13 protein-coding genes and 1 tRNA gene are annotated in these 13731 nt (G+C 70.0%); 10 read left to right on the forward strand and 4 right to left on the reverse strand.

Annotated features, from left to right (window positions below):
- Positions 1-8 precede the first annotated feature (8 nt).
- The 5 genes from Vlu01_RS13145 (at position 9) to Vlu01_RS13165 (ending at position 4640) form a co-directional block, all read left to right on the forward strand.
- Complete coding sequence (locus Vlu01_RS13145) at positions 9-917, forward strand: bifunctional DNA primase/polymerase (protein ID WP_203998402.1); 909 nt, start codon at positions 9-11, stop codon at positions 915-917.
- Entirely contained in the window at positions 914-2518 is a 1605-nt protein-coding gene (locus Vlu01_RS13150) for a YfjI family protein (RefSeq protein WP_203998405.1), read from the forward strand. The genes Vlu01_RS13145 and Vlu01_RS13150 overlap by 4 nt, the downstream gene beginning before the upstream one ends.
- A gap of 369 nt (positions 2519-2887) precedes the next feature.
- Positions 2888-3043, forward strand: a complete 156-nt coding sequence (locus Vlu01_RS13155) for a hypothetical protein (RefSeq protein ID WP_203998408.1) — start codon at positions 2888-2890, stop codon at positions 3041-3043.
- Positions 3040-3240: a helix-turn-helix transcriptional regulator gene (locus Vlu01_RS13160; RefSeq protein WP_203998411.1), complete on the forward strand. Its 201-nt coding sequence runs from the start codon at positions 3040-3042 to the stop codon at positions 3238-3240. The genes Vlu01_RS13155 and Vlu01_RS13160 overlap by 4 nt, the downstream gene beginning before the upstream one ends.
- The gene (locus tag Vlu01_RS13165; protein WP_203998414.1) at positions 3237-4640 is read left to right on the forward strand and encodes a tyrosine-type recombinase/integrase; all 1404 of its coding nucleotides are present in this window, start codon (positions 3237-3239) and stop codon (positions 4638-4640) included. Before Vlu01_RS13160 ends, Vlu01_RS13165 begins: the two co-directional genes overlap by 4 nt.
- Positions 4641-4763: 123 nt before the next feature.
- On the opposite strand, the gene Vlu01_RS13170 is transcribed toward Vlu01_RS13165, so the two are convergent.
- A tRNA-Ser gene (locus Vlu01_RS13170) sits at positions 4764-4850 on the reverse strand.
- 192 nt (positions 4851-5042) lie between these two features.
- Between Vlu01_RS13170 and Vlu01_RS13175 the strand changes: the two genes are divergently transcribed.
- Entirely contained in the window at positions 5043-6020 is a 978-nt protein-coding gene (locus Vlu01_RS13175; RefSeq protein ID WP_203998417.1) for an NAD(P)H-quinone oxidoreductase, read from the forward strand.
- Positions 6021-6025: 5 nt separating this feature from the next.
- Here the strand turns inward: Vlu01_RS13175 and soxR are convergent, their stop codons facing one another.
- Positions 6026-6463 carry a redox-sensitive transcriptional activator SoxR gene (gene soxR, locus Vlu01_RS13180; protein WP_203998420.1) on the reverse strand — a complete coding sequence of 146 codons (438 nt, stop codon included), beginning with the start codon at positions 6461-6463 and terminating at the stop codon, positions 6026-6028.
- A gap of 46 nt (positions 6464-6509) precedes the next feature.
- On the opposite strand from soxR, the gene Vlu01_RS13185 reads away from it, so the two are divergent.
- Positions 6510-7235 carry a thiamine pyrophosphate-binding protein gene (locus Vlu01_RS13185; protein WP_203998423.1) on the forward strand — a complete coding sequence of 242 codons (726 nt, stop codon included), beginning with the start codon at positions 6510-6512 and terminating at the stop codon, positions 7233-7235.
- A 2-nt stretch (positions 7236-7237) separates the two neighbouring features.
- On the forward strand, positions 7238-8128 hold the full coding sequence (locus Vlu01_RS13190) for a transketolase family protein (RefSeq protein ID WP_203998425.1): 891 nt from the start codon (positions 7238-7240) through the stop codon (positions 8126-8128).
- Between the two features lie 87 nt (positions 8129-8215).
- Here Vlu01_RS13190 and Vlu01_RS13195 read toward each other — a convergent pair whose 3' ends face one another.
- Positions 8216-8920: a glycosyltransferase family 2 protein gene (locus Vlu01_RS13195; protein WP_203998427.1), complete on the reverse strand. Its 705-nt coding sequence runs from the start codon at positions 8918-8920 to the stop codon at positions 8216-8218.
- Positions 8921-9045: 125 nt separating this feature from the next.
- Here Vlu01_RS13195 and Vlu01_RS13200 point away from each other — a divergent pair, with 125 nt between their 5' ends.
- Both Vlu01_RS13200 and Vlu01_RS13205 read left to right on the forward strand, forming a co-directional pair.
- Positions 9046-11310 (forward strand): ArnT family glycosyltransferase, encoded by a 2265-nt coding sequence (locus Vlu01_RS13200; protein ID WP_203998429.1) that lies wholly within the window; start codon positions 9046-9048, stop codon positions 11308-11310.
- A 192-nt stretch (positions 11311-11502) separates the two neighbouring features.
- Entirely contained in the window at positions 11503-13101 is a 1599-nt protein-coding gene (locus Vlu01_RS13205; protein ID WP_203998432.1) for a ricin-type beta-trefoil lectin domain protein, read from the forward strand.
- 78 nt (positions 13102-13179) lie between these two features.
- Here Vlu01_RS13205 and Vlu01_RS13210 read toward each other — a convergent pair whose 3' ends face one another.
- Positions 13180-13689, reverse strand: a complete 510-nt coding sequence (locus tag Vlu01_RS13210) for a hypothetical protein (protein ID WP_203998434.1) — start codon at positions 13687-13689, stop codon at positions 13180-13182.
- Positions 13690-13731 lie beyond the last annotated feature (42 nt).

Genomic DNA, 13731 nt, shown 5'->3' on the forward strand with positions numbered 1-13731 from the left:
ACATCCCCATGCCTGACCTACTCACCGCCGCGCTCGGTCACGCCGAACGCGGCTGGCACGTCTTCCCGCTACGTCCCGATGACAAGCGACCCGCCTTCCCCGACCATGCTGCCGAGCAGTGCACCGGCCGTGACCCGCGCTGCCGCGCCGCCGGCCGGCACCTTGGGTGGGAGGACCGGGCTACCACCGACCCGGACCGTGTCCGCCGCGCATGGTCCGCCCGCCCGTACGGCATCGGCATCGCATGCGGACCGTCTCGCCTCGTGGTGCTCGACCTGGACACCCCGAAACGGTCCGCCGAGGCGGGTGGGCGGGACGGCCTGGCGGTGCTCGCCGAGCTGGCCGACACCCACCGGGCGACCATCGACCCGACCTACACCGTCACCACCGGCCGAGGCGGCATCCACCTCTACTACCAGCACCCGAGCACCGGCCCGGGTCTGCGGAACACCGCCGGGACGCTCGGGCCGATGGTCGACACTCGCGCCGCCGGTGGCTACGTCGTAGCCGCCGGTAGCACCGTCGCCGCACGGCCCTACACGGTGGCGCTCGACGTCGATCCCGCGCCGCTGCCGACCTGGCTCGCCGACCTGCTCGCCCCTGCACCGTTGCCGCCGCAGCGGCCCGTGGTGGTCGACCTCGGCACCGGGCGGGCCGGTGCGTACGTGCGGGCCGCCATCGCCCGGGAAGTCGACCGGGTGACCGCCGCCGCGCCGGGCGAGCGGAACCGCAGCCTGTACGTGGCCGCCGTCGCGCTCGGGCAGTTGGTGGCCGGTGGCGCGCTGACCGAGGATGACGCGGAGAGCGTGCTGGAACAGGCCGCAGTGTCGTCCGGGCTGAGCACCGCCGAGGCGTATCGCACCGTCCGATCCGGCCTGACCGCCGGTGCCCGCCGGCCTCGGCAGGTGGCCGCATGAGCGCCGCCCGTCTCCACCTCGTGACCACCGACCACCCGGACGCCGCCGCCGAACCGTCTGCGGGCGGGCCGCTGTGGGATGTTCCAGTGCCCTTGACTGGCCCCACCACCGCGCCGCCGGCGTTCCCGGTGGAGGTGTTTCCCCGTTGGTTGGGCGACATGGTGACCGGGGTGGCCCGATTTACCGCCACCGACCCGGCGATGGCCGGCACCCTCGCCATGGCCGTCCTGTCCGCGTGCGCGGGTGGCCGGCTGGACGTCGAACCCGTCGCCGGGTGGCGGGAGCCGGTGAACATCTTCGCCGCCGTCATCGCCGGCCCCGGCGAGCGGAAGTCCCCCGTACATCGGGCGATGACCGCACCCCTGTTCGCCGCTCAGTCGACGCTCGCCGAGGCGGCGCGGCCTCGGATCGCTGAGGCCGCCGCGCTGCGGGACATCGCCGACCGGCAGGCCGAGCAGGCGAAGACCGCTGCGGCAAAGGCCAGCGACCCGCACAAGCGCGACGAAGCAGCCGCCGAAGCGGTCGCCGCTGCCATCGCCGCCGAGGCGATCACGGTGCCGACCCTGCCGAAACTGATCGTGGACGACGCCACCCCCGAGGCGCTCATCGGCCTGATGGCCGCGAACGGTGGCCGGATGGCGATCATCTCGGATGAGGGCGGGATCTTCGACACCCTCGCCGGCCGGTACTCCGGTGCGCCGAACCTTGACCCCTACCTGAAAGGGCACGCCGGACAGCCGATGAGCAACGAACGGCAGACCCGCGAAGGCGCATCCGTCGACAAGCCCGCGTTGACCGTGTGCGTGATGGCGCAACCGACCGTGCTGCGCAAGTTCGGAGGAAACGCCGACCTCGCCGGGCGCGGCCTGCCGGCCCGGTTCCTGTTCGCCCTACCCCGATCCCTGGCCGGATACCGGCCGGTGGACACGCCGCCGGTGCCCGAGCAGGTCACCGCCGGCTACCGCCACCGGGTACACGACCTGGCCGCGACGTTCGCCGAGTGGCCCGACCCGAACGTGGTCACCCTCACCGACGACGCTGGCCGGGTACGCCGGGCTGCCGCCGAGCAGGTCGAAACCGAGCTACGGCCCGGCGGCAACCTGTACGACATGCGCGAGTGGGGCAACAAACTCACCGGCGCAACCCTGCGGCTGGCCGGGCTGCTGCATGTGGCGCACCATCCGACCGATGCGTGGCTGCGGCCGATCGACGCCGACCGCATGGGCGACGCCGTACGGCTCGCCGAGTTCTTCGCCGCGCACTACCGGGCCGCCCTCACCACCATCGGCACCGACAGCGCGGTGGAGAACGCCCGGTACGTGCTCGGCGTGCTCACCGGCAAGAACATGGCCACCTTCACCCGCCGGGAGCTACACCGCCGGGTGTCCCGCCGACTACCGAAGTCCGACGACGTGTCGGCGGTGCTCGCCGAACTGGCCGCGCTCGGATGGGTCCGCCACGGGCCGGACGGACGCTACGAACTGCACCCCCGCGCCACCGCCGAGCAGGAGCCCGGAAGCGTTGACACGCTGACACCTGCCCCCGACGGCGACGTTTCCGCAGGCCAGGACACCCGCGAGGGTGTCAACGGGTCGCGTTGACAGCCGCTGACAGGCGTTGACAATCCACCGCCGGCCCGCCCGGTGTCAACGGGTGTCAACGCCTGTCAACGGCCCCCGTTGACGCTCGAACACCCGCCACCACCTGCGGAAACGCTCGTATGTCGGCGGATTGTCAACGTGTCAACGCCTCCCGGCCCCACCGCCGGGCGGCACCGGCCATTCGACCGGTCCGCCGGTGGCCGGAAACGGCCCGCTGAGAGCGCCTGAGAGCGCAACGCCCTACGCCCTACACCGGGACACCCGAGATCTTGCCTCCACGGCGCTCTCAGCGGGCCGTTCTGCGGCGTTCTGCGGCGATACCTCCGTGTACCTCCACAAGTGACCGCCATCGATCGAAAGGCCATCAGCGTGCGAATCAGGCTGCACGGCACACCCGCAGCACTCGCCGCCATCGCTCAAGTGCTGCACATCCGCCACGTCTCCCGGCCCTACCCCGACCGCCGATCCCCGATGTTCCAGCGCATCTACATCGACGCCACCCCGAGGGAGGACACCCGCCGATGACCGCCCGCCGCACCTCCACCGGCAACCTGCTCACCCTCGCCGAAGTGCTGGACGAACTTCGCGTACCCCGGTCGACCTTCTTCCGCTGGAAGGCCACCGGACGCGCACCCCGAACCATCAAGTACCCGAACGGCAGCCTCTACGTCCGCCGCCGCGACCTGGACACCTGGCTCAACGATCACGAGGAGGCCGCTTGAGCAGCTACGACGTACGCATTCACGCGATCCTGACCAACGACCTATCGGGCAAGCGGAAGTCGTACACGGTCCGATGGAAGGTTGCCGGCAAGCCGTTCCGAAACACGTACGCCACTCGGGCACTCGCCGAGAGCTTCCGATCAAAGCTGGTCGTGGCGCAGCGCGAGGGAACGGCATTCGATGAGAAGACCGGGCTACCGGAACCGATGGCACGGGAACTGAACAGCCGGAACTGGTACGACGTCGCCGTTGCATTCGTGGATATGAAGTGGCCGCGTGCGGCAGCAACACAGCGCAAGAGCATTGCCGATGCGCTCACCACAGTCACGCTCGCCCTGCTCGCCACATCACGCGGTGCACCGGACGACGCCGAGATTCGTCACGCCCTCTACACCTGGACCTTCAACAAGTTGCAGCGCGACCGAGACAACGGCATACCGCCGGAGCACCTTGCGCCGGTAATCCGGTGGCTGACCGCGAACACCCTGCCGCTCACCGACGTGGCAAATCCAGCCACCATCAGGAAGACACTCGACGCTCTTACCGTTCGGATCGACGGTGGCCCTGCCGCAGCGAACACCGTCGCAAGGAAGCGGGCCGTCTTCTACAGCGCCTTGAAGTACGCGGTTGAACTTCGCTATCTCGAAGCTCACCCAATGGACTTCATTCAGTGGCGAGCGCCGAAGAACACCGATCAGGTTGACCGGAAGGTGGTCGTGAATCCTGAACAGGCGCGTTCCCTACTCTCGGCAGTGCGCGAGCGCGATCCGCACTTGGAAGGCTTCTTCGCCTGCATGTACTTCGCCGCGCTCCGCCCCTCCGAGGTAATCCACCTACGCGCCGACGAATGCGAGCTACCCGAAAAGGGATGGGGTTGGCTCCGCCTCAGCGGTTCTACGCAGCAGGTAGGCGAGGATTGGAGCGACAGCGGCAAATCGTTGGAAGATCGGGAGTTGAAGCACCGGGCAAAGAAGGCGACCCGCGATGTCCCGGCCTGCCCGGAGTTGGTTCGCATCCTGCGGCAGCACGTCCGGGCGCACTGCCGCGACGCCAACGGGCGGATGTTCAACGCCGCTGGCGCGCGACCCGCGCCGGTGTCCAAGAGCACCTATCTGCGCGCCTGGCGTCAGGCACGCGAGGCAGCGCTGACACCGGCTCAGCAGCGCTCACCGCTGGCGCACCGGCCGTACGACCTGCGGCACGCCGCCGTGTCGCTCTGGCTCAACGCCGGAGTGCCGGCTACCCAGGTTGCCCAATGGGCGGGGCACAGCGTGCATGTGCTGTTGAAGGTCTACGCCTCGTGCATCGACGGCCAGGATGAGGCCGCCCGGAAGCGCATCGAGGGAGCGTTAGGCACCGACGACCAGGACGAGGAAGCGCCGGGCGACGCCGACACGTAAACGACACGACCAGTGAGACACGGCGGCACCGGGCGAGACAAAGTGAGACTCATTCACCACCCATAGAAGCGCCCCTGGTCAGCGTTCGCGCTGGTCAGGGGGCGTTTTTGCTGTCCAGAGATGCGGAGGGTGTGGGATTCGAACCCACGAAGACATTGCTGCCTTACCGGTTTTCAAGACCAGCGCCATCGGCCACTAGGCGAACCCTCCCGGACCACGCAGCGCGTGGCCGTGCCTAGTCTGCCACGCCCGGCACGACGGCGAACCGCCGAGCCACCCTCCCAACCCCCACCATCGTTGATCATGACGTTAGCGGTGCTCCGAAGATCAGACAGTGCCGCTGACCTCATGATCAACGGGGTTGTGGGGGGTTGGAAGAGCGGGGTGGGGTAAGACTGGGTTATGCGCGCGATCACCATTGCGGAGCCCGGCGGGCCGGATGTGCTGACCTGGAGTGAGGTGCCGGAGCCGCAGGCGGGGCCGGGTGAGGTGATCGTGGAGGTGCGGGCCACTGCGGTGAACCGGGCCGACCTGCTGCAACGGCAGGGGCACTATCCGCCGCCGCCGGGTGCGCCCGCGTACCCCGGGTTGGAATGTTCGGGGGTGGTGAGCGCGATCGGTCCCGACGTGGCCGGCGTCCAGGTGGGTGACCAGGTGTGTGCGCTGCTGGCCGGCGGTGGGTACGCCGAGCGGGTGGCCGTGCCCGCCGGGCAGTTGCTGCCGGTGCCGGCGGGCGTCGACCTGGTCGACGCCGCCGCGTTGCCGGAGGTGGCGTGCACGGTCTGGTCGAACGTGGTGCAGGTGGCCCGCCTGGCGGCGGGAGAGACGTTGCTGGTGCACGGTGGTGGCAGCGGAATCGGCACCTTCGCGGTCCAACTCGGTGCCGCGCTCGGCGCGACAGTGGTGGCGACGGCGCGGACCACGAAGCACGACCGGCTGCGCGAGTTGGGCGCCGACCTGCTCGTCGACTACCGGGAGCAGGATTTCGTCGAGGAGGTCTGGCGGGTCACCGATGGTCGGGGCGCGGATGTCGTTCTCGACATCATGGGTGCGTCCTATCTGGGGCGTAACGTCGCCGCGCTGGCCGCCGACGGGCGGCTGGTGGTGATCGGCATGCAGGGTGGTCGCAAGGGTGAGCTGGATCTGGGCGCACTGCTGGCCAAGCGCGGTACGGTCGCGGCCACCGCGCTGCGCTCCCGGCCGCTGGCGCAGAAAGCCGAGATCGTACGCGGGGTACGCGAGCAGGTCTGGCCGCTGGTCGAGAAGGGCCGGGTGCGTCCGGTCATCGACCGACGGATGCCGATCGCCGACGCGGCGCAGGCGCATCGGCTCGTCGAATCGAACGAGCACGTCGGTAAGGTGCTGCTCACCGTCGACTGAGCCCGTCAGCCGGGCAGTACCAGGCGGGCTCCGGGGCCCTCACCGCCCAGATTGTCCTCCGGGTTGTAGAGGGTGCAGCGACGCAGCGACAGGCAGCCGCAGCCGATGCAGGCGTCCAGGTCGTCGCGAAGCCGGCTCATCAGGCGAATCTTCTCGTCCAGCCGAGCCCGCCAGGCCGTGGAGAGCTCGGCCCAGTCCTCGGCGGTGGGGGTGCGGGCGGCGGGCAACGAGTCGAGCGCGGTACGGATCTCCTCCAGCGAGATGCCGACCTGTTGGGCGATCCGGATGAACGCCACCCGGCGCAGCTCGCTGCGGTGGTAACGGCGTTGGTTGCCGCTGGTGCGCTCGGCCCGAATGAGCCCCAGCCGCTCGTAGTAGCGCAGGGCGGACTGCGCCACCCCGCTACGGGCGGAGAGTTGACCGATCGTCAGAGCTTCCTGCATCACGTCGCCTTGAGTTGAACCGCGCTTCAACTTGCAGGCTATCCATATGACCACACTCGCCACCACGGCCCGGGTCGCCGAGGCCGCCGCGCCACTCGACGGACGCGGCCCGCTCACCACCATGCTGGAGCGCGTACGTGCCGGCCGGCAGTTCAACCCGAACGTTCTGTCGACCCTCGATGTGCTCCAGGTGCTCTACGACCGGGTCCTGCGGATCACCCCCGCGACCGTCGACGACCCCGACCGCGACCGCTTCCTGCTATCCAAGGGCCATGCGGTGGCCGGCTACTACGCGCTGCTCGCCGCGAAGGGTTTCATACCGCCCGACTGGCTGGACGATCAGGGCGGGCCGGAGAGTCGGCTCGGCGATCATCCGGACCGGACCCTGGTCCCCGGCGTGGAGATCGGCTCAGGTTCGCTCGGGCACGGGCTGGGCCTGGGTGTCGGTACCGCGCTCGGGCTGCGCGCCCAGGGGCTGCTCGAACCCCGGGTGTACGTGCTGCTCGGCGACGCCGAACTGGATGAGGGCTCCAACCATGAGGCGATCGCGTACGCCGGAGCGGTCGGCCTGGCCAACCTGACCGCGATCGTGGTGGACAACTCCTCCGCGACCCACGGCTGGCCCGGTGGCCTGGCCACGCGTTTCACCGCGAACGGCTGGACCGCCGTGACCGTCGACGGGCGGGACCACGGCGCTCTCCACACGGCACTGACCGGGCACCACGGGCATCGGCCGCACCTCGTGGTCGCGGTCATCGAGGACGGGGAGTGACGATGCGGGACAGGTTCGTGGACACCACCACCGCGCTGTTGGCCGAGGATCCGCGTACCGCGCTGGTACTCGCCGACATCTCCGCCGACGCGTTCGCCGCCGCCGCCCGACGGCACCCGGACCGGGTGCTCAACGTCGGCATTCGAGAGCAGTTGATGGTGGGCGTGGCCGGCGGGCTGGCGCTGACCGGGCTGCGGCCGATCGTGCACAGCTACGCGCCGTTCCTGGTGGAGCGGACGTACGAACAGATCAAGCTCGACCTCGATCATCAGGACGTGAGCGCGGTTCTGGTCAGCGTGGGCGCCTCCTACGACCGGGCGGAATCTGGTCGTACCCACCTCGGTCCGGCGGACGTGGCACTGCTCGACACCCTGTCCGGGTGGACGGTGCACGTTCCCGGCCACCCCGGGGAGGTGCCAGCGCTGCTGCGCGCGGCGGTCGCCGCCGACGGCTCGGCGTACCTGCGGTTGTCGACGCTGCGCAACGCCGAGCCGTACGGCGGTGACGGCGCGCTGGTGGTGGTGCGGGACGCGGGGCCGGGCGCGGCGCTGCTGGTCGCGGTCGGTCCCATGCTGGACGCGGCCCTCAGCGCGGTCGCGGGCCTGCCGGTGACGGTGGCGTACACCCATCGGCCACGTCCGTTCGACACCACTGGGCTGCGGGCGCTCGCCGACCGCGAGGTGATCCTGGTCGAGCCCTATCTGGCGGGCACCTCAGCCCGGCTGGTCGCGGCAGCGCTGATCGACCGGCCGCACCGGCTGATGGCGCTCGGGGTACGTCGCGAGGAGTTGCGCCGTTACGGCTCGGCGGCGGATCACGCGCGCTGGCACGGGCTGGACGCGAGCGGGTTGCGCCGCGCCATCACCGGCTTCCTGTCACCCGCGCTGGTGTGATCGTCCCGGTTCGCGGCATGTCGCGGCCCGCAACGGCGGTAGGTCGGCATGTCGCGAACCGGTGCGCACGCACAACGGACGGGTTGGTCAACGGGGCGCGGCGTCGCGCTTGCGGCGGGTGCGTTCCCGGCCGAGGATCCAGAGCGCCTCGACACCGTCCCGCCAGGTGATCTTCTTACCTTCCTCACGGCCCCGGGCCCGGTAGCTGATCGGCACCTCGTACGGCCGGATGCGGCGGCGCAGCAGCTTGCCGGTGACCTCAGCCTCCATGCCGAACCCGCGGGAACGGATGTCCAGCGAGCGGTAGAGCTCCACCGGCATCAGCTTGAAGCAGGTTTCCAGGTCTCCGATATAGGAGTTGAACAGCACGTTCGCCGCCATGGTGACGCCTTTGTTGCCCATCACGTACCAGAAGCTGTAGGCGCTGTGGCTGCCGAAGGTGCGGTTGCCGTAGACCACCGTCGCCCGGCCGTCCAGCACCGGGGCGAGCAACTTGGGGATGTCCTGTGGGTCGTACTCCAGGTCGGCGTCGAGGATGACCATGTACTCGCCGTCGGCGTTGGCCACCGCCGTGCGGATGGCCGCGCCTTTGCCCGCGTTGCGCTGGTGCGTGATGACCCTTAGCCGGGCGTCGTCGGCGCGCCCGAGGACCTCACCGGTGCCGTCGCGGCTGCCGTCGTCGACCACCACGAGCTCGATCTCGCATGGGTACTCGACCGCCAGCGCCTGCTTGAGGGCGTCCGCGATGCGTTCCTCCTCGTTGTAGACCGGCATGAGGATCGACAGCTTCACGGGAATCTCCACGAGGGCGGACAATGTGTCGGCCTTAGCCTAGCCCGGCAGGTCAGCCCGCTGGTGCCGACCACCGACGGTGATCCTCGGTTGGGCATCCAGGCTGATGGTGTTTACTTCCGGCCATGTCGGTCGCCGGCTTCCCGTTCGTCCTGGTTCCCGTCGCCACGCTCGCTCTGCTCAGCGTGGCGTTGCGACCACGGGACGTGGGCACGGTGGCGCCGCAGCGGCTCGCGGTGATCCGAGCGGCCCTCGCCGTCGGCGCCTTCGCGGTCGCGACCGTCGAGGTGTTGGGGGCGTTGCGGCTGCTCACCGCGCCCGCGTTCGGGCTGGCCTGGCTGCTCTTCCTCACCGTGGCGGCAGTGGCCGCCGGGTGGCGTCGACGGGTGGACGCTGCGGTCCGGGTGGACGACTCAGCCGGTCGCCGCGCCACCGTCCTGGTTGGGAGGGCCGCCGCCGCTTCGCCGTGGAACTCGGGCCGCTCCAGCCTGCCGAAAGCGGCGGGCGTACTCACCGCGCCGTCGAGTGCCCCGGCCGGCACGGTCACCGGGGGACCGGACCGACCACCGACACCGTCCGAGCCGCACGGAGCGGCGGTCGGTGGCTGGCGCACCGCCGTCAGCGGTTTCTGGCGTACGGCGAGCCGTGGCGAACGGCTGCTCACCGGCACGGTCGTCGGACTGCTCCTGGTCGAGTTGCTGATCGCCCTGCTGGCCGCGCCGAACAACTTCGACTCGCAGACGTATCACCTGCCCAAGGTGGAACGCTGGGTGGCTCAGGGTGATCTGACGTTCTGGGCGACCGCGATCCATCGGCAGGTCACCATTCCGCCGGGTGCCGAGTACCTGCTGCTGCACCTGCGGCTCCTCACCGGCGGCGACGCGTTGCACCATCTCGTCCAGTGGGCGGCCGGAGTGCTCTGTCTGCTCGCGGTCGCCCGGGTGACCGCGCAGCTCGGTGGTGGTCGCCGGGCCCAGCTTTTCACCGTCTTCGTGCTGGCCACCACGCCGATGGTGACCCTGCAGGCCACCAGTACCCAGACCGACCTGGTCTGTGCCGCCTGGGTGCTTTGCGCCGCCACCCTGGCGCTGGACGGGCTACGCCGACGTGCTCACCCGGGTGACCTGCTCGCCCTGGGCGCGGCCACCGGGTTGACCGCGGTCACCAAGACCAGCGGGCTGCTCGCCGTCGGTCCGCTACTGGTGCTCTGGGGACTGGCCCAGCTTCGCCTGGCGTACGTCGACCGGCGGGTCACGCGCCGTCGGGCTCCGGTCGCGGAATTCGCTCGTACCGTCGGTGCCTCCGCCCTGATCCTGCTGGTCGCCGCCCTGGTGGTCGGCCCCTTCCTCGGCCGGGTGTACGCCGAGTTCGGTCACCCGCTCGGGCCGGAGCGGCTGCGCACGTCGGTTCCGATGGAGCGGCACGACCCGGCGTCGGTGCTGGTGAACGCGCTCCGGATCGGGCACACCGCGCTGGACACTCCACTGGCACCGCTCCGTGACGTGTCCGCCGAGGCGATCATCCGGGTGGCCGGTCTGCTCGGGGTCGACCCGCAGGACCGCGCGATCACCTTCGGACAGGAGATCTTCCCGGTCGCATCCTGGTATCCCGACGAGGACCGGGTGGCGTTCCCGCTGGCCGGGGCACTGGCGCTGGTCGGTGCGGTGGCGGCCCTGCGCCATCCCGTGCGGATCAGTCCGGGCGCGGCGGGGGCACTGCGCGCGTACTCCCTGGTGGTGGTCGTCGCCGTGGTGCTGCACACCGCGATGATCAAGTGGCAGCCGTGGGGGAATCGCCTGATCCTCTACGCGCTCGCGGCCTCGGTGCCGCTGGCCGGTCTCTGGCTCGACGCCTTCCTCCGCCGCTCGGATCAGGTCGCGCCCGTCGTCGGCGAACGGCCAGACGGCCCGGCGGGTGACGCCGGCAGGCGCCACATCGCCGCCGGGCTCGTGGTGACGATCCTGGCCACGTGCGCGCTGGCCGGGGTGTTGGCGGTGTCGTACGGCTTCCCGCGCCGGCTGGTCGGCGCTGACTCGGTCTTCACCACCTCCGACTGGGAGAGCCGCTTCGTGCGGCGTCCTCAGTGGGCGGCGGAGTACCGCTGGGCGGCCGACGCGGTGCAGGCTGCCGGCGCACGCCGAATCGGGTTGTCCCAGCGCAACGACGACTGGGAGTACCCCTGGTGGCTACTGCTCCGTCAGACGGACGGTAGGCCGCCTGACCTGCTGGCGCTGCAGTCGGTGCTGGACGATCGACCACCGACCGATCCGGCCTCGGTCGATGCGATCCTCTGTGTCGGCAGCCGGAAACTCTGCGCCGACCTGCTGCCGACCGGCTGGCGGCTGGAGTTCCGCAGCTACGTCGGTTACGCCCTGCCCGAGGAGCGCTGACCGTCGGTCTCGGGTGGCCCGGATCACAGGCGCAGCGGCTGCCCGAGGAGCGGTCCAGCCTGAAAAGGGGTCATTGGCCCGGTTGGGCGCAGCGCGCAAGTATTCCGAGATCTATTCACATGCCTCCATGGCACGCGTTACCGTCCGGTAACTCGATCGACGTCCCGCGATCGTGCCGAAAGGAGTGCGTCGATGTCTGGTACCCACGCCAGGCGTGAACGGACGCCTCGATGGCGCCTTGCCGAGGTCGCCGTCCTCGCCACCGCTCTCGTCCTGCCGATGCTGGCCACGGCCTCACCCGCCGCCGCGGCCGACCGTCCCGCCGTCCAGCCGCTTCCCGCCCACCTCGAAACCGTCCGCGCCGCCGAGGCCACCGCGCTCTACGGCTCGCCCGGCATCCGCCCGCTCGACCAACGCCGCACCGCGTTGATCACGATGGGCGACAGCCAGATCTCCGGCGAGGGGGTCGGCAACTACGTGCCCGGCACCCACCAGCCGGGCAACTGGTGCGACCGCTCGTACGACCAAGCGGTCTTCCGGACCGAGATCGCCTCCGACGAGCGATACAACATCGCCTGCTCGGGGGCCACCCCGTGGAACCTGATCGCCGGCGGCCCCACCCAGCACAACGAACTGAACCAGGGCGACCATCTCGCCATCAAGGCGCGTAACACGAACATCAAGCTGATCTGGGTGGTGGTCGGCGCCAACGGTGACGGCACGATCCAGTTCGGTCCGGTCGCCACCGACTGCGCGCTGCGCCGCGTGCTCTTCCAGGGGCCCTGCTGGCCGACCTACACCGACCAGTGGGAGGTACGTACCGACGGCAGCCGGCGGGCCGTCGAGGAAGCGCTGACCGACATCCGCCGGACCATGACCAACGCCGGATACCTCAGCTCCGACTATGAGCTGGTGCTGATGTCGTACTCCAGCCCGGCCAGCCCGGACGTGGAGGACAACCCGAACTTCCCCGGCTGGTACTCCGGCGGCTGCCTGCTGTACCTGGCCGACGCCGCGTTCGCCCGGAACAAGGCGGTGCCGCTGTTCGAGTCGGCACTACGGGCGGCAGCGGCCAACACCGGCACCCGCTACCTCGACGGCAGTCGACTCTTCCACGGTCACGAGGTGTGCACCGACAACACGTCCGTGCGCGGCCTCTACATCGAGATCGGCGTCTGGGACGAGAACGCGGCCCGCCAGTCGTTCCACCCGAACAAGCGGGGGCACGGCATGTTCGCCCAGTGCATCACCCAGTTCTATGCCTCCGGCCAACCGCGGGGGACCTGTGTCGACCCGGCCAGCACCGGCAACGGTGTGCTCTACCCCGGCCTGATGGAGTTCAAGCAGCTGCGCAACGCCGCCACCGGCACCTGCGTGGACGGCAAGGGGTACGACTCACGCAACGGCACGGTTCAGCAGCCGTACCGCTGCCACGGAGGGCGTAACCAGGGCTTCTGGTACGACCCGACGCGGCAGTCGCTGCACTCCGAACTCTCCCACGACCGGTGCCTGGACGTCTCCGGTGGCTCGTTGAGTTCGGGCACGGCGGTCAACATCTACGACTGCCACGGCGGCACCAACCAGAAGTTCGTCTTCTCCGGCAACCAGATCCGGGCCGCCGGTAACAGCAACCTCTGCCTGGCCTTCGACAACCCGCTGCTCGGCACGCCCCGACTGCGCTTGGCCACCTGCTCCAGCAACTCCCGGCAGCAGTGGTCCTTCGAGTCGCGGTCGTTCGCCCAGCCCGTCGGCTATGGACGGGACGACTTCATCGGCTCCCGCGTCTACTGACCACCACCATCACCACCGATCTTGGTACGGAACAGCCCTCCAGGGGGCGGTTTCGTACCAAGATCGTTTTGGGGGCTGTCAACGGGCCGCGACGGGTTGGAGGGTGACCGGTTGGGGGGCGGGCGCCTCGGCGACGGTGGCCACGATCCTCGGCTGTGCACTGCGTACGCGGGTGCGGAAAGCGTGGTTGAACAACGCGTCCAACTGCCACACCTGCTTCGGGTACTGGGTACGGATCAGGAAGCGCTCACGAATGCCGTCGATCGCGGTAGCGGCCAGTTCCACGCAGTGCAGTCGCGGGTCGGGGCTCCAGGTGACGTGGCTCAGCTCGCGGAGTTCCGTGTTGAGGTGCAGACGGAGCCGGTGCAGCACCCGGGTCTGCCGGGTGACCACGAGGCGCCGGTGGGTGAGCAGCAGCAGATAGTCCCCGTTGACCGGCCGGTCGGGCCGGCTGCACCGGGTGACCAGGATGGTGGCGTCGCCGGAACCCACGCAGCGACGGAACACCGGCATGTGTCGGCTGGCGGTTTGCACCGCCAGGCCCGCCTCGGCGGCGGCAGGAAGGAACGTTCGGGAGAAGACGTCCATGACCTGCCCAACGACCCCGCCCGCACCGTGACGTGGCCGCTC

The sequence above is a fragment of the Micromonospora lutea genome (assembly GCF_016863535.1).
Lineage (GTDB): Bacteria > Actinomycetota > Actinomycetes > Mycobacteriales > Micromonosporaceae > Micromonospora > Micromonospora lutea.